At 57.9% G+C, this 18,564-nt stretch carries 16 protein-coding genes and 1 tRNA gene; 5 read left to right on the top strand and 12 right to left on the bottom strand.

Features of this window, described 5'->3' with window-relative positions; all coding sequences use genetic code 11:
* Positions 1 to 61: 61 nt before the first annotated feature.
* From CR254_RS03545 to CR254_RS18285, 3 genes are all read left to right on the top strand, one after another.
* Positions 62 to 1,648, top strand: coding sequence for a lysine--tRNA ligase (locus CR254_RS03545; protein WP_097928415.1), 1,587 nt, complete (start codon positions 62 to 64; stop codon positions 1,646 to 1,648).
* A gap of 119 nt (positions 1,649 to 1,767) precedes the next feature.
* Complete coding sequence (locus CR254_RS03540) at positions 1,768 to 2,172, top strand: DUF4864 domain-containing protein (protein ID WP_097928414.1); 405 nt, start codon at positions 1,768 to 1,770, stop codon at positions 2,170 to 2,172.
* Between the two features lie 156 nt (positions 2,173 to 2,328).
* Positions 2,329 to 4,608 carry a glycosyl hydrolase family 28-related protein gene (locus CR254_RS18285; RefSeq protein ID WP_097928413.1) on the top strand — a complete coding sequence of 760 codons (2,280 nt, stop codon included), beginning with the start codon at positions 2,329 to 2,331 and terminating at the stop codon, positions 4,606 to 4,608.
* Here CR254_RS18285 and CR254_RS03530 read toward each other — a convergent pair.
* Together CR254_RS03530 and uvrB are read right to left on the bottom strand one after the other, a co-directional pair.
* The gene (locus CR254_RS03530) at positions 4,574 to 5,842 is read right to left on the bottom strand and encodes a response regulator (protein WP_180955869.1); all 1,269 of its coding nucleotides are present in this window, start codon (positions 5,840 to 5,842) and stop codon (positions 4,574 to 4,576) included. The two genes, CR254_RS18285 and CR254_RS03530, sit on opposite strands and share 35 nt — an antisense overlap.
* Positions 5,843 to 6,415: 573 nt before the next feature.
* Positions 6,416 to 8,599 carry an excinuclease ABC subunit UvrB gene (gene uvrB / locus CR254_RS03525; protein WP_097928411.1) on the bottom strand — a complete coding sequence of 728 codons (2,184 nt, stop codon included), beginning with the start codon at positions 8,597 to 8,599 and terminating at the stop codon, positions 6,416 to 6,418.
* Positions 8,600 to 8,914: 315 nt separating this feature from the next.
* On the opposite strand from uvrB, the gene CR254_RS03520 reads away from it, so the two are divergent.
* Together CR254_RS03520 and CR254_RS03515 are read left to right on the top strand one after the other, a co-directional pair.
* On the top strand, positions 8,915 to 9,226 hold the full coding sequence (locus CR254_RS03520) for an ETC complex I subunit (protein ID WP_097928410.1): 312 nt from the start codon (positions 8,915 to 8,917) through the stop codon (positions 9,224 to 9,226).
* 9 nt (positions 9,227 to 9,235) lie between these two features.
* Positions 9,236 to 9,312, top strand: a tRNA-Arg gene (locus CR254_RS03515).
* Positions 9,313 to 9,792: 480 nt separating this feature from the next.
* Here the strand turns inward: CR254_RS03515 and CR254_RS03510 are convergent.
* The 10 genes from CR254_RS03510 to iolD all read right to left on the bottom strand — a co-directional run bounded on the left by CR254_RS03510 (position 9,793) and on the right by iolD (position 18,479).
* Complete coding sequence (locus tag CR254_RS03510; RefSeq protein ID WP_097928409.1) at positions 9,793 to 10,605, bottom strand: putative quinol monooxygenase; 813 nt, start codon at positions 10,603 to 10,605, stop codon at positions 9,793 to 9,795.
* A 490-nt stretch (positions 10,606 to 11,095) separates the two neighbouring features.
* Positions 11,096 to 11,308 carry a hypothetical protein gene (locus tag CR254_RS03500; protein ID WP_097928406.1) on the bottom strand — a complete coding sequence of 71 codons (213 nt, stop codon included), beginning with the start codon at positions 11,306 to 11,308 and terminating at the stop codon, positions 11,096 to 11,098.
* Positions 11,309 to 11,377: 69 nt separating this feature from the next.
* On the bottom strand, positions 11,378 to 11,590 hold the full coding sequence (locus CR254_RS03495; RefSeq protein ID WP_097928406.1) for a hypothetical protein: 213 nt from the start codon (positions 11,588 to 11,590) through the stop codon (positions 11,378 to 11,380).
* A gap of 69 nt (positions 11,591 to 11,659) precedes the next feature.
* A complete protein-coding gene (locus CR254_RS03490; protein ID WP_097928407.1) occupies positions 11,660 to 11,872 on the bottom strand; it encodes a hypothetical protein in 213 nt (70 codons plus the stop codon).
* Between the two features lie 69 nt (positions 11,873 to 11,941).
* Positions 11,942 to 12,154, bottom strand: coding sequence for a hypothetical protein (locus CR254_RS03485; protein ID WP_097928406.1), 213 nt, complete (start codon positions 12,152 to 12,154; stop codon positions 11,942 to 11,944).
* Between the two features lie 758 nt (positions 12,155 to 12,912).
* Positions 12,913 to 13,908, bottom strand: coding sequence for an inositol 2-dehydrogenase (gene iolG, locus CR254_RS03475; RefSeq protein ID WP_097928404.1), 996 nt, complete (start codon positions 13,906 to 13,908; stop codon positions 12,913 to 12,915).
* Positions 13,909 to 13,912: 4 nt separating this feature from the next.
* Positions 13,913 to 14,752 (bottom strand): class II fructose-bisphosphate aldolase, encoded by an 840-nt coding sequence (locus tag CR254_RS03470; protein ID WP_097928403.1) that lies wholly within the window; start codon positions 14,750 to 14,752, stop codon positions 13,913 to 13,915.
* Positions 14,749 to 15,606: a 5-deoxy-glucuronate isomerase gene (locus CR254_RS03465; protein WP_097928402.1), complete on the bottom strand. Its 858-nt coding sequence runs from the start codon at positions 15,604 to 15,606 to the stop codon at positions 14,749 to 14,751. The genes CR254_RS03470 and CR254_RS03465 overlap by 4 nt, the downstream gene beginning before the upstream one ends.
* A 12-nt stretch (positions 15,607 to 15,618) precedes the next feature.
* On the bottom strand, positions 15,619 to 16,608 hold the full coding sequence (iolC, locus tag CR254_RS03460; protein ID WP_097928401.1) for a 5-dehydro-2-deoxygluconokinase: 990 nt from the start codon (positions 16,606 to 16,608) through the stop codon (positions 15,619 to 15,621).
* Positions 16,608 to 18,479, bottom strand: coding sequence for a 3D-(3,5/4)-trihydroxycyclohexane-1,2-dione acylhydrolase (decyclizing) (gene iolD, locus CR254_RS03455; RefSeq protein WP_180955868.1), 1,872 nt, complete (start codon positions 18,477 to 18,479; stop codon positions 16,608 to 16,610). Before iolD ends, iolC begins: the two co-directional genes overlap by 1 nt.
* Positions 18,480 to 18,564: the final 85 nt, after the last annotated feature.

Here is an 18,564-nt window from a genome sequence, read left to right as displayed (position 1 = left end):
TATATTGACGTGCCTGCCGCCCCTCAATAGGTGTGCGCGTATTCCCATGGAGTATGAACAGATGAGCGATCTCGCTGCCCTTGCACAAACGTCGAAAGCCTGGCCATTCGAGGAGGCGCGAAAGCTCGTCAAACGGTTCGAGAAAAAGGCACCTGAAAAGGGCTATGTCCTGTTCGAGACCGGCTATGGCCCGTCCGGCCTGCCCCATATCGGGACCTTCGGTGAGGTTGCGCGCACAACGATGGTGCGTCAAGCCTTTGAAACGATGTCCGATATTCCGACAAAGCTGTTATGCTTCTCGGATGATATGGATGGTTTGCGCAAGGTTCCGACCAATGTGCCCAATGGCGATGCACTGGCGCTGGATCTGAACCTGCCATTGACGCGGGTGCGCGATCCGTTCGGAACCCATGAAAGTTTCGGCGCGCATAATAACGCACGTTTGATGGCGTTTCTGGATTCGTTCGGATTCGAATATGAGTTCGCGTCCTCGACCGATTACTATTTGTCGGGTCGTTTTGATGAGATGTTGCTGCGGGCCTTGGCGCGTTTTGACAAGTTACTGGCGATCATGCTGCCCACCTTGGGCGAGGAGCGTCGCGCGACCTATTCGCCGTTTATGCCCGTCAGCCCCAAAACCGGTCACGTGTTGCAGGTGCCGACGCTGGAATGCAATGTCGAGAAGGGTACGATCGTCTACGAGGAGCCCGATGGTGAGCGGATCGAAGTTCCCGTCACCGGTGGTCACGTCAAGATGCAGTGGAAGCCTGACTGGGCGATGCGCTGGGCGGCCCTTGGCGTGGATTACGAGATGTCGGGCAAGGATTTGATCGACAGCGTCACGCAGGCGAAAAAAATCTGTGCGGCCTTGGGTGAGAAATTGCCCGAGACGCTGACCTATGAGCTGTTCCTGGATGCGGGCGGGCAGAAAATCTCGAAGTCCAAGGGCAATGGTTTGAGCATGGAGGACTGGCTGACCTATGCCAGCCCCGAGAGCCTGTCATTGTTCATGTATCAAAAGCCCAAAACCGCCAAGCGGCTGCATTTCGATGTGATCCCCAAGGCGGAGGACGAGTATCACCAGCATCTGCGCGCCTATGTCGACCAGGATGACAAGGCGCGGTTGAATAACCCTGTGCGCCATATTCACGGAACCGATGTGCCGGTCAGCGATATGGAGGTGACGTTCTCCATGTTGCTGAACCTCGCATCGGTTGCGAATGCTGAGGATAAGGACGTTTTGTGGGGCTTTATCCGCAAATACGCCCCGAATGCGACGGCGGAAAGCCATCCCGGCTTGGACAAGGCGGCGGCTCATGCTGTGCGCTACTTCCAGGATTTCGTGAAACCGGCCAAGGTGTACCGCCTGCCGACCGATCAGGAGCGGGCCGCGTTGCAGGATTTGCGTGCGCGTCTGGCCGCTTGGGATGGGCCGCTTGAGGCAGAAGCCTTGCAATCCGAGGTCTTTGCTGTGGGTAAGGCGCATGAGTTTGATCCACTGCGCGCATGGTTCGCCGCGATCTATGAGGTGTTGCTTGGCGCGACGCAGGGACCACGCTTTGGCGGGTTCGTTGCGTTGTACGGCGTGGATGACACGGTTGCGTTGATCGATCAGGCCCTATCAGGCGCATTCGTCGCCGAGGCGTGATCGTTTCGGGGGTTCCGAAACAAATTGGCGTTTACGCACGTTGCTCTGCATAATTCGGGGATGTCGCTGGTCTGCCTACGGCTGGCGACATTCAACCGGAACATCTGCGGAGGATCGTGATGCGTGTATTCTATAAGATGATCGTCGTTCTGGCGTTGCTGTGGCCCGCCGCCGCGCGCGCGGATGAGGCAGCGGTGCGCGATGTTATCGCGTTGCAAATCGGTGCTCTGCAACGGGATGATTTTGACGAGGCGTTTAGCTATGCCTCTCCCCTGATCCAGGATATTTTCGAGACGCCCGAGAATTTCGGCACCATGGTACGGCGCGGTTATCCGATGGTGTGGCGGCCTAGCGCCCTGCGTTTTGCCCTGATCCGGCAGGATGGCGACGTGTTCTATCAGCAGGTTGTACTGGGCCACGGAACGGATGATAGCGTGGTGGCGGAATACGAAGTTGTGCAAATTGACGGGGCGTGGCGGATCAACGGAGTGCAATTGCTGCGGGATGCCGGTGCTGGGGCCTGAATTAACCAGCCGTTAAGGCCGCTATGCGAAAAAGACGTGTCCGCCCGAGGAATCGGTTGGGCATTCCAGTGGAGATTTGCTGTTCCGGCTTAGTCGGCGCGATGCCGGTTTCCCTCATCAAATCCTTCGCGCCCGTCGGGCGAAAGGATTTGATCGATGAACAAGGCAGTTACCGACGGTATTGACCTGATGCCGCCAGCATTCGCAGACGGCTTGTCCGTTTGGTCCAGCGAAAACGGGCTTTCAACAGAACCAACATATGATGGTGCATCAAACGCGGCGCTGGTTTCAGCGGATGCGGATTTTGGTGATTGCCTCGAAATTTTCAAAACGGATAGTGTCCAGCCCCTGCGGTGGACCGGCACCACCCCCATGACGCCCGGCTGCTATTTGCGGATCTCGGCGCGGGTAAAGCTGGTGGGCGGCAACCGGCCCTATGTGCGGATTGCAAGCTATGCGATGGATTCCAGCGGTGCGGCTGTCGCGGTGGATACCACCGGCGATGAGGTGTTTCTGGAGACTTATGGCGAGGTGTACGAGGTTTCTGCCGTGGTCGGGCAGGGCGCGCGTGGCGGGGTCGATCTGATCTGGTCGCAGCCGGCGGTGGCGGCGCATTTCGGCTTGGACCTGACGGGTGACAACAATTGTTCGGTTCGGATTGAGTCGATCCAGATCGAGGATGCGACCGCTGATTTCCTGCGCACGCTGATGGATTGGGTGGATGTGCGCGATTACGGCGCCATTGGTGACGGTGTGACCGACGATACGGAGGCGTTCTTTGCTGCGGATGCAGCGGCGCAGGGGCGCGATGTGGTGGTGCCTGAGGGGACATATTACATCGGATCGGAGCTAACGCTGGATGCGCGGGTGCGGTTTACTGGTAAGATTGCGCACGACTCACCCGGGCGGATCGCGCTGACCCATAACTACAATTACGATACCTATCTGGACGCCTTTCAGGATGAGCAGGTGGCGCTGGAACGCGCGATCGGGGCGCTATATGCCTTTACCGACCATGACAGTCTGGACCTGTGCGGGCGGCAGATCCGGCTGACGCGCCCTGTGGATGTGCATGCGGCGGTCGGGGATCGGGATACCTATGGCAACCGGCGCGCCATTCGGAACGGGCATCTGGAGGCGGCGAATTCGTCCGATTGGGATGAGAGCACAGCGACCTCCAGCGCATCCTATGATGCGAGCGAGCCGCTGGAGTTGAGCAATGTGGCCAATGTCGCGCAGATCGAACAGGGCAGCCTGATCACCGGCACCGGCGTGGGGCGCGAGGTTTACGTGCGTGAGGTTGATATCCCCAATGCGAAACTGGTGTTGAGCCAGCCGCTATATGCCGCACCTGCCTCGCAGACCTATAGCTTCACGCGCTTTCGTTACATGCTGGATTATTCCGGTTTTACCTCGATCAACCGTCAGTGCCTGATGCAGATCGAGTTTCTGGGCAACCGTCGTGCCTCGGCCGTGATGCTGGCGCAAAGCGGCACCGCGTGGCATATCCAGGATTGCTGGTTTGTCCGTCCCAAGGATCGCGGCATTACCTCCATCGGTGAGGGGTGCAACGGTATCTCGATCGAGAGTAACGAGTTCCTTGCGCCGGATTCGGATCAGGATGTGGGGGACCGGACCTCTATCGCGCTGAACACCAACAAGAACGATATGAAGATCCGCAATAACCGCATCGTGCAATTTCTGCACTTCGCGGTCGTCGCGGGGGGGGGGCATATTTTCTCCTGCAATCACTGGTGGCAGGGCGATAATGCGGGTGAGGGGGCTGCTCGCTCCGCCGGTGTGGTTCTGACCAATCGCAATGTGAAAACTGTGTTTACCGGGAATTACTGTGACAACGCCTTCATCGAGCTGACGGATGAGCATAGCAGCAATATCGACAGCGATACGGCCTATGGCAATCTGACGATCACCGGCAATATCTTTACCTGCTCCAGTGTTCCCAAAAGCTTCACCTATATTCGTGTCGCGCCGATCGGGCAGGATCAATATCTGGACGGTATTGCCATCATCGGCAATGCGTTCAAGACGATTGGCAACGATGTTATCAGCCGCTTTGACGGGGTGGATCTGGACCGTGGAACCTTGGACGGAACACGCTCGCGATCCATCACCGTGTCGGGCAATGTGTTTGAGAGCGTGCAAATCCGAACCGCAAATCCGGTTCCCGTGCCCTATACCAAGTTCGGAACGTCGACGAATTGGAGCATCTCGACCGCGGGGCGTCTGCCGTTTGGATTGCGGGCCTTGGGCGTGGATGGTGTCGCGCCGACGCAGGGCATCAGCTCCAACTGGGACGGGCGGTTGCCGAGGGTCGCGGTGCAGCAGGGCAGTGCGTTTGATGCCGTTGCGCTAACGTGGCCCGAGGCTGTGGGCGGCAGCGTTATTGTACACACACGTTGCGATCTAGTCGGCTGATATTGGTCTGGTCAGATGTCAGGACCGCTGCGATACGAGCGCGCAATTGGTCGCGATCCAGCGGTTTTGCCAAATACCCATCGAGGCCTGCGCGCAGATAGCGCGCAGCGTCCTCGGGCATGGCGTCTGCGGTGAGGGCGATCACCGGAATATTGGCCCATTCCGTATCCGAGGCGCGGATCGCGGCAAAGGTTTCCAGCCCCGACATATGCGGCATGTTCATGTCCAGCAGCACCAGATCGAAGGGTGATTTGTGGAGCGCCTCCAGTGCTTCCGCTCCACCCTCAACCTGAACGGCATGCATTCCATCGGTTTGAATAAAGGCGGCCGCAACCATTCGGTTGGTCGCGATATCATCAACCACCAGCACATTGCGACCGGCCATGAACAGCGGTGCATGGGTTGTTTGCTGCGGACGCGGCTTTTCGGGTTGGTAGGGCGTGGCCTGAAAGGACAGGCAGAAGGTTGCGCCGCTATCCGGCCCAGCGGAATAGGTGATATCGCCGCCCATTTGTCGAGCAAGGGAACGGGAAATGGCAAGGCCCAGACCTGCGCCGTCCGAATGGTTGCCCGGGCTGGGAGAGGTCGAGTTTTTATGGGCTTGGAAGCCGATCTCGAACAGGTTTCGGCGTACATTTTGCGGGACGCCGATGCCGGTATCGCTGACATAAATCTCGACCATAACGGTTTCGTCGGATTGCTCGCGGGTTTTGACCAGAATGCGCACGGCGCCGCGCTCTGTAAATTTCAGGGCATTGCTGAGCAAATTCGTGATGCATTGGCGCACGCGCAGCGGGTCGAAGGTCAAATCGGGGCTTAGGTCGGATGTGAATTGCAGCTCACATGTCAGCCCCTTGGACATGGCGACAGGGCGATGCAGATCGACAACGGCGCTGACCTCTTTGATCAGGTTAACCTCAATCGGGCGGAACACAGTCTGTCCCTGTTCGATGCGGGTCAGGTCCAGCACATCATCGACCAGTTCCTTCAGGCTGCGTGAGGCGGCCTCCAGCGCGGTTATCCGCTTGGCAGAGGAGGGGTGGTCCGGTTGTTCGCGCAGCAATTGGCTGACGCCCATGATGGCATTTAGAGGGGTGCGTAATTCGTGGCTCATCGCGGCGAGGAACCTGCTTTTCGAAGCACTGGCGGCAGTTGCGCTGTCGCGAGCGATGAGTAGAGCGCGCTGGAACTTGTTATAGGTGTAGATCGCGTAAAAGAAATAAACACCGAGCATTGTAATGCCGATAAGGCCCATAACCGTGTAGTCGATATTTTTGAATTCAATATGGTGGAGGTATATCAGATAATAGTACGTGATTAATGGTGGTAATGAGGATGAAAATCCAAATGTCAAATGTGGTGATCGAACCAATACGATGTGTAGTAGCGATACTGTTAGCATAATAACGCAAACCAATCGCGGATATACCTCTCCTATGCTCCACAGTAGTGCAATGGGCAGCAGGATGGCGATGGGTTCGATAATGGCCACAATCAGTAATTGCAGATAGGATTCTTGGTTGGGTAGGTCGCGATATCGTTTTCCGGCGCGGTATTGCAGTGTTTCAATGATAATAAACAGCACGCTGGAGTAGAGCGTCATCGTGCTGTCTACAAAGTAGCCGCAAATCCCGAGGATTACGCATATCGAAGGGACACGGAACCACATGTCCTTGTTCAGTAATGCGATTTGTCGCAGAAGCTCTGGGTGTTTTGAGTCAGTTATTACTTGCGACACAACTGTCCCCGCTGAAATTCTGTCGCAGAATGTCACTTAGGGCGCATGGGAAACAACCCTATTCGAGGGCTATGAGCCGAATTTCTTTTGACTTTTGCCACGATAATGTCGCGTTCCACCCTTTCCTGCTGTTGACCTGCCTGATGATTTCTTTGCGTCACTGACGGCCTGGTCCACCGCGCTTTGTCGGGCGAGGGGGTCGTCGGCGATGGTAAGTTCGACTGTTTCCAGACGCTTGACCTCATCACGCAGGCGCGCGGCTTCCTCGAATTCGAGGTTTTCGGCGGCCTTGATCATCTCCTTGCGCAGGGCCTCCAGATGCGTGGCGAGGTTGTCGCCCAGCAGTGGTTTGTCGACCTTAACGGTGACGCGGGACTGATCGGTATCGCCCTTGTACAGACCGGCGAGGATATCCTCGACGTTCTTTTTCACCGTGGCAGGGGTGATGCCATGTTCGAGGTTATAGGCCTCCTGCTTTTGTCGGCGTCGGTTGGTTTCGCCAATCGCACGCTCCATCGAGCCGGTGATGCGGTCCGCGTACATAATCACGCGTCCCTCGGCATTTCGCGCCGCGCGGCCAATGGTTTGCACCAGCGACGTTTCCGAGCGCAGGAACCCCTCCTTGTCCGCATCCAGAATCGCGACCAGCCCGCATTCGGGGATATCGAGCCCCTCACGCAATAGGTTGATGCCGACCAGCACGTCAAAGGCACCAAGGCGCAGGTCGCGCAGGATTTCGATGCGTTCCACCGTATCGATATCCGAGTGCATGTAGCGGATGCGGATGCCCTGTTCGTGGAAATACTCGGTCAGATCCTCGGCCATCCGCTTGGTCAGCACTGTGACAAGCACGCGCAGGCCCTGTGCCGCGACGATGCGGATTTCGTCGAGCAGATCGTCCACCTGCATTTCCACTGGGCGGATTTCGACCGGCGGGTCCAGCAGGCCGGTGGGGCGGATCACTTGCTCGGTGAACACGCCGCCTGCCTGCTCCAGTTCCCACGCGGCGGGCGTGGCGGACACGTAGATGGATTGGGGGCGCATGGCGTCCCATTCCTCGAATTTCAGGGGCCGGTTATCCATGCACGAGGGCAGGCGGAAGCCATGCTCTGCCAACGTGAATTTGCGTCGGTAATCGCCCTTATACATGCCGCCGATCTGGGGGACGGAGACGTGGCTCTCATCCGCGAAAACGATGGCATTGTCGGGAATATATTCGAACAGGGTGGGGGGTGGTTCGCCCGGTGCGCGGCCCGTCAGATAGCGGGAATAGTTCTCGATCCCGTTGCAAACGCCTGTCGCCTCAAGCATTTCCAGATCGAATTGCGTGCGTTGTTCAAGGCGCTGTGCTTCGAGCAATTTGCCCTCACCCTCCAATTGGGCGAGGCGCATGGCCAGCTCTTTCTTGATGCCGACGGTGGCCTGCGACATGGTGGGGCGCGGCGTCACATAGTGGGAGTTCGCGTAGATGCGGACCTTCTCCATCGTTCCGGTCCGTTCACCGGTCAGGGGGTCGAATTCGGTGATGCTTTCCAGTTCCTCACCAAAGAAGCTGAGCCGCCATGCGCGGTCATCCATGTGGGCGGGCCAAACCTCCAGCGAATCGCCGCGCACGCGAAACGAGCCGCGCTGGAACGCCGCGTCGTTGCGTTTATATTGTTGGGCGACCAGATCGGCCATCACCTTGCGCTGATCATATTCCTGACCGGCCACGATATCCTGCGTCATCGCGCCATAGGTTTCGACCGAACCGATGCCGTAAATGCACGACACGGAGGCGACGATAATCACGTCATCACGTTCCAGCAGCGATCGCGTGGCCGAGTGGCGCATCCGGTCGATCTGCTCGTTAATCTGCGATTCTTTTTCGATATAGGTGTCAGAGCGCGCGACATATGCCTCGGGCTGGTAATAGTCGTAATAGCTGACGAAATACTCGACCGCATTGTCGGGGAAGAAGCCCTTGAACTCACCATATAGCTGTGCCGCGAGGGTTTTGTTCGGGGCAAGGATAATGGCGGGGCGCTGGGTTTCCTCAATCACCTTGGCCATGGTGAATGTCTTGCCGGTGCCTGTTGCGCCCAGCAATACTTGATCCTGATCGCCCGCCTTGATCCCGTCGCTCAGCTCCACAATCGCGGTGGGCTGATCGCCGGCCGGTGTGAATTCGGTATTCATGACAAAACGGCGCCCGCCCTCCAGCTTGGCACGGTCGGGGCGCACGACCTCGGGCAGGGTGATGGCGTCGTTCATGTTTTTCCCCTCGCTGCTCCGCTCAGATATAGTGGAAATACTGGCCGCTTCAATCGGCGCGGGCAATCACTATGAATTAGTTCAAATTGAATCGAACTTCTGCGCAGGATGATTTGCCGAATTCATGTGATGGCCTAACTTGACCCCTGCAAGCAGCAAAGCCGTCGGCCGGGACAATACCACCCACCCACCCAAACCCCTTGTCCGGGTCGACGGCAGCTTGAACAGGAATTTGCTGTGAAATGTTCGCGCCTCTTGCGCCAGAGGCCGTTTTTGCACATACCCTGAAGCGGAATTAAAATTGGGATGTGATCCATGCTTGCCCGTATCTATCAGCCAGCCAAAACAGCCATGTCGTCGGGAACCGCGAACAGCCAGCACTGGGTGTTGCAGTTCGAAGCCGCCGAGGCCAAGCGTATTGACCCCTTGATGGGATGGCAGGGGTCGGGCGACACAACCGGTCAGGTCCACCTGCGGTTCGATACCCGCGCCGCTGCAATCGAATATGCGCGCCGTCACGGTATCCCCCATCAGGTGATGGAACCAAAACCACGCAAGCCTAATGTCAGAAACCGTGGTTACGGCGATAATTTCGCCCATGACCGTCGCGGCGCGTGGACCCACTAATCCCCATACGGCCCCTTAGCTCAGCTGGATAGAGCAGGTGACTTCTAATCATCAGGTCGGGGGTTCGAATCCTCCAGGGGTCGCCATTTAGATTTTAAGTGGCTGATAATAAGGGTTTTTATCGGTTGTTTTCCAGCTTTCATGGAAATGCTTTCCAAGCTTGAATTGCACTGTGAGTGCATCGTTGGATGCGCCAGAGACACATTATATTCACACGGTTTTCCACCCTCATATAAGCGGGGCGGTAACTGCGTTTGCGCATTTTGTTGAGCGCAGAGCCGATGCCTAGCGAAGTCGTCTTGAGTCTATTCGCGAGGTAGCGACGTTGGGCGGTTGGGGACTGCCGATTATCCTGCATTGCGAGTGAACCGCATTCTCTTGCGTCGCAGTATGGCCGCCACAAGGGCTTATCTCGATGGGTGCGCTGTGCTGAATGGTTACTGATTGGCACCTGCGCCTTGCAACTCTGGCTCGCCACTCAATTGATGAGCGACGAACTGTTTTTCATATGAGAAGCACTCTACGGGCGGCGAAAGTTAAAGCTGCCGTTTTAGAGGCGCAGTCTTTTAGTTACTGATCAGCGTGTAGAGGCGCTCATCCCACAGGCTGCCGGTCAACATGTTTAGCACGAATTGTGGGTCTGGATTCACGCCACCGGCTGCTGGAATGCCGGAAAGCTCATTGCGGAACGCCTTTTTGGCATCTGTGATCTGATGCGCAGCTTGACTCGCGGAGCTATCCCACATTTCAACAACGGTCATGTGATTAGCCCGATTGGATTGGGTCAGGATGTCAAAGCGCATGCTGCCATCGTGATCGCGGCTGAATTCAGCGAGGTCAGTCATCATGGCGTTGCCGCAAGGGCCGCTTGCATCCACTTGGCGATCGCAGGGGGCGAATTGCTCGGGTGGAATGATGTCGGCATGGGTAATGACATATACTGTATCGGCATCGCCGGCCGGTATGCTTGATGGATCGGCGGCGTCTAGGCCAACATGTGGACGCTCATCATAGGGCGCATATAGCATTGGCTCCAATGTATTGCGAAAGGCGATGGTGTGGTCAGATGCGGCATGGCTATTGCGTTCATCTGCGCTGGCCCATGCCTCAATGATGACGAAATGATTGTCCTGACCGATCCGTTGCAGGCCCTCAAAGCGCAAGTTGCCATCCTCCTGCGTGCTTGCCGAGGTTTGGTCCTCGATTAACGCCTTAACGGCGTCTGAGCTGGCGGCGTCTGCCTCGATATAAGTTACGATGAAGGTCGGCGCGTCCGATAAGACCGTGCCATCCTGCAAGGTTACATCGGCACTAGCCATTGACGCGGAGAACGCAAGAGCGCTGGCCGCAAGTCCGATTTTCCCGATAACGTTTAGCATTATATCCTCCCAGATACTTTTTGATCACTTGGACCACAGGGGTGATTGCCCTATGCGATCCAGCGCGGAGGGTTGGCTGAGCTTTGCGCCCTTACCCTAGGGTGCCCTAGATGGAATTGGTTGACCAATTTATGATCAATGCGCATCTACAACCCAATTTGACGATGAGCCAACTTGTGATTCCAATTAAATTAAATTTGGCTATTTCGTGACATTCAAATATTGGAAACGGTTTGCGGCGCCAATATTGGTTGACCAATTGTGGTGAGGGTTAAGATTGCGGCGCCCAAGCGGAACTTAAACGGGGACGCCTTAATCGCGGCCTGATCCCCACTGCAAAAATTGAAAAGGCCCCGCATCGCTGCGGGGCCTTTTTCTATCGTGATGTCCCGATCCTGGTTCAGCTCCCTCGCCGCAATGGAGAGGATCGAGAGACCCAACGCACGGGACGTTGCGCCGGATATCTCTACAAACCTACTACCGACCGCTCTTAGCGCGCGAAGTCAGCGTAGGAGTTGATGTGGTTCTCGTCGTCGTTGATGATCGCACCGATTGTAGCGATCTCGCCCTGGGTCAGGGTCTGGGCAACGTCAGCAGGGATGCCGATGGAGGCAGCCAGCTGCGAGTTGTTCGCCAGAACAGGCGATGCCAGAGCAGCAGTCAGAGCAACAGTAGCGAGAAGTGTTTTTGCAACATTGGTCATGGTCTTAATCCTTAAATCTTGGGGTCCGGAGGCAAGCGGTCATTCGCGCCTCGACAGGGAAACCGGCTCTTAGCGTGCGAAGTCAGCGTAGGAGTTGATGTGGTTCTCGTCGTCGTTGATGATCGCACCGATTGTAGCGATCTCGCCCTGGGTCAGGGTCTGGGCAACGTCAGCAGGGATGCCGATGGAGGCAGCCAGCTGCGAGTTGTTCGCCAGAACGGGCGATGCCAGAGCAGCAGTCAGAGCGACAGTAGCGAGAAGTGTTTTTGCAACATTGGTCATGGTCTTAATCCTTAAATCTTGGGGTCCGGAGGCAAGCGGTCATTCGCGCCTCGACAGGGAAACCGGCTCTTAGCGTGCGAAGTCAGCGTAGGAGTTGATGTGGTTCTCGTCGTCGTTGATGATTGCACCGATTGTGGCGATCTCGCCCTGGGTCAGCGTCTGGGCAACGTCAGCAGGGATGCCGATGGAGGCAGCCAGCTGCGAGTTGTTCGCCAGAACGGGCGATGCCAGAGCAGCAGTCAGAGCGACGGTAGCGAGAAGTGTCTTTGCAAAATTGGTCATGATCTTAATCCTTAAATCTTGGGGTCCGGAGGCAAGCGGTCATCCGCGCCTCGACAGGGAAACTGGCTCTTAGCGTGCGAAGTCAGCGTAGGAGTTGATGTGGTTCTCATCGTCGTTGATGATTGCACCGATTGTGGCGATCTCGCCCTGGGTCAGCGTCTGGGCAACGTCAGCAGGGATGCCGATGGAGGCAGCCAACTGCGAGTTGTTCGCCAGAACAGGCGATGCCAGAGCAGCAGTCAGAGCGACGGTAGCGAGAAGTGTTTTTGCAACATTGGTCATGGTCTAGGTCCCTTAAAATCTGTGTCTTGAAACTGCCGGAGTGTTCCGCGTTTCGATAATGAACAGATGGGGACGTCTAGCGTTTGGAGTAGGGCTGATTGGGGCGTCTGAGCGTTTCCAATATGGCGACAATTACCGCATATCACGCGAATGAGAGCGATCTTGAGGGACAGTGAGAATCCCTGAACTACAGCTAACCCACCGTTAACCTACACATTTTCCTAAATATGGGCCGGAACCACCGGATCCTATCGCCAACTCGATTGTTTACTCAATGTGGGTGGATCGCAGCTCGCTCCGAGGGGTCGGATCGAGATTAAAAAATGCGAACCGCAAATGGTGGTAGCCGGTGACGTCGTCGCCTGTCCAGAACACGGACAGGCGACGCGCACGGCGGGTTAAATGGGTGGTTCCATGTTGACGGGCGTTACGCTCGCCTCTTGCGCAGTCGATGCGCAGGACAGATATCTTGCGGCCTTGAGCGGGGTCGCATTCCTTGAAACAGCCAGCGGATTGCAGATCATCACCGCCTCGGCAGGGGAAAATGCCGTCACGATTGATGTTGGTTCCCGTGCTCTTTCAAGCCACCTGCGATGGACGAATTGTTGGCGGATTTGCGGCGAGGAAACAAATTTCACATGCGCTTGGGCTGGTTAATGCAGGGGAATGGACGCCAGCCATTCCTATTCCGGGTTTAGCCGCCCGCAGGCCATGCCTTCTTTATCTGAAAGCGTGACCTGCGCGATGTTGCGGCTGGCTCAGCCGATTTGGCAGGATTTGATCAGGCCGTCGCGGCTGGATTCTGTTGCCAAATCGGCCAGATATTGTGCCTTCAGCCCATCCATGCCGTCTGGCTTTGGGGCAGTTCCTGCGGTCACTGCTTGCATGAAATGGTTCATTTCGGCGAGGTAGGCGGCGGCATAACGTTCTAGAAAGAAATTCTTGGTCGGCGCGTGGGTGAAACCATCAGTCGTTGCCAGCTCGACATTGTTTTCCAACTCGTTATGGGCGCGGATCATGCCTTTGGAGCCGTGCACTTCAACCCGCTGGTCATAGCCATAGGTCGCGCGGCGGGAGTTAGAGATTTGGCAAATCCGGCCACTGGCGGTTTTCAATGTCACGGTGGCGGTATCCATATCGCCAGCCGCGCCAATGCCCGGATCGACAAGGCACGAACCCATTGCGTGCAGCTCCACCGGATCTTCACCCAGCAGAAAGCGTGCCATATCCAGATCGTGGATCATCATGTCGCGGAAAATCCCGCCGGAGCTTTCGATATAGCTGACAGGGGGCGGCGTGGGGTCGCGGGACAGGATCGTGACCATCTCCACATTGCCGACCACGCCATCGCGCAGGGATTGCTGTAAGTGCGCGAAGTTCGGGTCGAATCGGCGGTTAAACGCGACCATGAACGGCACGCCTGTTGCGTTGATCGTGTCCAGACATGTGCGGATGCGCTCGGTGGACAGGTCTACCGGCTTCTCGCAAAAGATCGCCTTGCCCGCCGCCGCTGCCTGATGGATCAGGTCGAAATGGGTCGTGGTTGGGGTGCCAATGATCACGGCATCCACGTCTGGGCTGTTGATCAGGGCGTCGCTGTCCATCGCCTGTGAGGCGGTGCTGGCGGCCAATGCCTGTGCCGCGGCGGGGATCGCATCGGATACCGCGCTGACACGTGCGCCCACCATTTGGGCGATGCTGCGGGCGTGGACCTGTCCGATCCGGCCACAGCCTAGAATACCGATATTGAGCATAGTTCTAATCCTGAGCAGGCGCCCCAAAGGCGCGGATCACGGTGCGGGCGGCGTCGAGCAATCGCGGCTCAACGTCCTTTAGGATACCCACACGGTCAAATTTTTGCGTGTCGGCGGCCAGAACTTCACGCAGGTTGGCGCCAAAGGCCATGCGCAATTCGGTGCCGATGTTGAATTTGCAGATCGAGGAGTGGGTGGATAGGTGCTGTCGCTGCGCAACCGGTACGCCGGACCCGCCATGGATGACCAGCGGAACCGTGGTCAGCGCGTCGATTGCACGGATTGCGTCCTCGTCCAAGCCGCCCTCACGATCCTGTTGCAGATGGACGTTCCCGACCGAGATCGCCATCGCGTCAACGCCGGTTTCCCGTGCAAAGCGCGCCGCCTGCTGCGGATCGGTTCCGGCGGAGCCATCGCCGCCGGAATAGCCGACAAAGCCGATCTCGCCCTCGCATGAAATACCTGCACTATGGGCCAGTTCCACGATTGCGCGGGTCTGTGCGATGTTCTCACCCAAAGGCGCGCGTGAGCCGTCGAACATCAGCGAGGTAAAGCCCGCATCCAGCGCCGCCTTACACTCATCCGCCGTGTAGCCATGATCCAGATGCGCCACGACCGGCACATCAACATCAGCGGCCAGATTACGCATCATCGCGCCCAAGACGGGCAGCGGTGTGTGCGCGCGGCAGGACGGACCCGCCTGCAGGATCACCGGCGCGTTTTCGGCCTGTGCGGCATGGGCATAGGCGCGCATGTCCTCCCACCCCAGACAGACCAGACCGGCGACTGCGTAATTGCCACGCAGCGCCGGTTGCAGAACATCGGACAGGGTGGCCAGTGTCATTTGAACTTTGCCACCATGTCTTTAATGCCGGGAATAGTCTCAACCTGATAGGCATGGGTGGGTTGGAAGAACTGCACCAGACTGCGCTGGCTCAACCCGCCAAGGATGGTGAAATAATACATCTCGTATCCGGGCATAACGGCGCAGGGGTGGTATCCCTTATCAAGGCAGATCGTAGAGCCATCCATCAGTTGATAGGCGTCGCCGGGCTTGCCCTCCTCGCGCTGTAGGATTTGCACGCCGGACCCGTGATTGGGGCGGAAGCGGAAGTTATACGTCTCATCATGCCGGGTTTCGATGATGTTGCCGTCTGCGTCCTTGCGGTCGGTATCGTGTTTGTGCGCGGGAAAGCCTGACCAGCCGCCCTGACCAACCGTGAACAGTTCCGAGACGAGCAGACGCCCGACCTTATCATGCTGCTGCTGGCCCAGGATGTGCTTGATCTTGCGGTGTGTTTTCGTGTCGTCCGACCCGTATTGCACCTTGTCCAGTTCCGCCACACGCACGGCGAAGGGGTCCAGTACCTTGTCATAGCGCGCACCGGCGATGAACACCTCGGTCGTGTCGGATTTGCAGATGATGCGCGCGGTGACGCCTACAGGGATGTAAACGCCCTCAGGCTCACCATCCCAGACATCGGTGCCGCGTCCGCCCAGATTATCGGCGGTAAAGCCCTCGGCCTGCACATCGACAGTGCCGGTGGCGGGCACGATGCAGGTTTCGTAGCCGGGGGTGGTGTATTCGAACACCTCGTCACGCTTCAGCTTTACGATGTTGAAATAGTTCAGCGGCACCGTGGGGTCATCAATGTCCACGATGGGTTTGTTCTGGTTGTCATGGGGTGCAATATGCATCTGTCGGTCCTTTCATACGTCCGCAGTGCGGGCGGTGGGCCCGGGATGTGTCTCAAGAAATTGCTCTAGATCGGCGGCATCGGGCATGGCGGGCGCGCAACCGGGGCGGCCCACGACGATTGCGGCACAGGCGGAGCCGCGCAGGACTGCCTCATCCAGCGATCGACCCTGTGCAATTCCGGCCAGCATTCCGGCCATAAAGCTGTCACCGGCGCCGGTTGGTTTCAGGGCGGTCACGGGATAGATGCCGGTCTGGCGTTCGTGCCCCTCACCAATGGTGATGGCCCCTTCGGCACCCATTTTATAAACGATGATCCGGCCATTGGAGGACAGCTCACGCGCCTTGGCCAATCCCTTGTCCAGACCACCTGCCATAAATCCGAATTCCTCATCATTGCCGACGATCACATCGGACAATTCACCGGCACACGACAGAACATCGGCTGCGACCTGTGCCGAGGGCCATGAATAGGGGCGGTAATCCACGTCGAAAATCACCGGCAGGCCCGCCGCGCGGGCGCGCTCGAACGCATAGAAGGCAGCATCGCGTGAGGGTTCCGCCGCAAAAACAGTGCCTGCCGTGACCAGTGCGCTGAACTGCGAGAAATCCACCGCGTCGATATCTGCGCGGTCCATCTGAAAATCAGCGGCGCCGTTGCGATAGATGACCGACTGGTGATCCTCGACCCGCGTTTCATAGACGGCCAGCGAGTTGCGAAACTCGCCGCCGACTGCACGCACGTGGCGTTTGTCCACGCCATATGCGTCCAGCTGATTGCAGCAATACCGCCCGATAGAATCGTCGGAAACACATGTGACCAAGGCAGCCTGACAGCCCAGCTTGACCAAGCCCGCCGCGATATTCGCGCTGGAGCCGCCCATGCCCACGGTCATGTTCAGCGCGTCCTGCGTCGCGGTGCCCGGTGGGTCGGGGTACAGGTCGATGCCGACGCGGCCGACGACCAGAAAGCGGCCCTGTGCGATGCCCTCACGGATGTTCATCAGATGCCCTTTCGTTGGCGAGAACGGGCGCTTTCAACCTCGGCATGGGCGTCGCGGATGCTTTCATGTTCCGAGGTGTGGGGCGTTCCGACCTCCCACCATGCGTGGCCCTCGGTCGTCCAGCCCTCGTAGGGGTCTACCTTCATTACGATGACGGTGGTGCGGTCTGAAGCCTTGGCGCGGGTGAAGGCCTCACCCAGCTCAGCCGGATTGGCGACGGTCATGGCGTCGGCACCCATGGATCGGGCGTGCCCCTCGAAATCCACGCCGAACTGTCGGGTGGCTGTCGGCGTGTCGGCGATCAGGTTGTTGAAACTCTCATTGCCGGTGTTGTTTTGTAGTTTGTTGATGACGGCAAAACCACCATTGTCCAGCACGAGGATGATCAGTTTTTTATCCGTCAGGCAGGCCGAATAAATGTCCGAATTCATCAGCAGGTACGATCCATCCCCGACAAAGACGACGGTGTTCGCATCCGGCTCCTGCTCGGATTGCGCGATACGTGCGCCCCAACCGCCGGCGATTTCATACCCCATGCAGGAAAAGCCGAATTCAACATCGACGGTTCCAATGCCCAGCGTGCGCCAGTTGGCTGTAACCTCCGCCGGTAATCCGCCCGCCGCAGTAACCACGCGGTCGCGGGGGTCGCATAGATCATTCACAACGCCGATGGTCTGCGCATAGGAGTTCGGGCGGTTCCCAGCACGCACATTTTTCGCGACATAAGCGTCCCATTTCTGACGCTCACCCTGTGCGAGGGAGGTCCAATCGGACGGGGCACTATATCCATCCATCGCGACCGTCAGATGCGTCAATCCGACCTGTGCGTCACTGACGATGGGCAGGGATTTATGCTTGCCCGCATCGTGGCGTGCAGCGTTGAGCGAGATGATCTGCGCATCCTGTGCAAAGGCAGTCCACGATCCCGTCGTGAAATCCTGTAGGCGGCACCCAACGGACAGGATGACGTCCGCCTGCTCCGCGATTGCGTTGGCGCTGTCCGAACCTGTTACACCAACGGGACCTATATTCAGCGGGTGCGTGGCCAGCATATTGGCGCGGCCTGCAATGCTCTCAATCACGGGGATGTTGTGTGTGGTGGCAAACTCGGTCAGCTCCGCCACGGCGCCGGAATATTGCACGCCGCCACCTGCGATGATGACTGGGCGCTTGGCACTGCGCAAAACAGCAGCGGCGCGGGCAACCTCACCCGCATCGGGGGCTGTGCGGCGGATGTGGTGGGTGTGCTCCTCGAAAAAGGCGAGGGGGTAGTCATAGGTCCAGCCCTGAACATCCTGCGGCAGGCCGATAAAGGCGGGGCCGCAATCCGCCGGATCCAGCAGGGTGGCCAAAGCGGCGGGCAGGGACTGCATGATCTGCGCGGGATGCGTGATGCGATCCCAATAGCGGCTTACCGCCTTGAACGCGTCATTCACGCCAAGGGTCGGATTGCCGAAATGCTCTAGCTGTTGCAGCACCGGATCGGGCAGGCGCGTCAGAAATGCATCGCCGCATAGCATCAGCATGGGCAGACGGTTCGCATGGGCCAATGCGGCAGAGGTCAACAGGTTCGCGGTGCCGGGGCCCGCACTGGCAGTGCACAGCATAAACCGGCGGCGCAGGTGGTATTTGGCATAGGCCGCAGCGGCGAATCCCATGCTCTGCTCGTTCTGGCCGCGATATAGGGGCAGGGTTTCGCGATGGTCGTGCAATGCCTCGCCCAGACAGGTGACGTTCCCGTGTCCGAAGATACCGAAGCCGCCGCCGCAAACACGTTGCCGCACGCCATCTGTCTCAATGAATTGCGCGTTCAGATACCGTATGATGGCCTGCGCGGTGGTCAGCCGGATGGTTCCTGTCTCAATGTCCATTTATGCCATCCCCCGACATTAGAATTTGATGCGATCAAGATCGGTTGTTGACCAATCTGCCCGATTGAAGATACTCACTTTGCAA

Source organism: Pontivivens marinum (assembly GCF_900231835.1).
In the GTDB taxonomy this organism is placed as follows: domain Bacteria; phylum Pseudomonadota; class Alphaproteobacteria; order Rhodobacterales; family Rhodobacteraceae; genus Pontivivens; species Pontivivens marinum.
The sequence above is the reverse complement of the archived record's forward strand: the minus strand, read 5'-3'. Positions and strand labels throughout refer to the sequence as shown.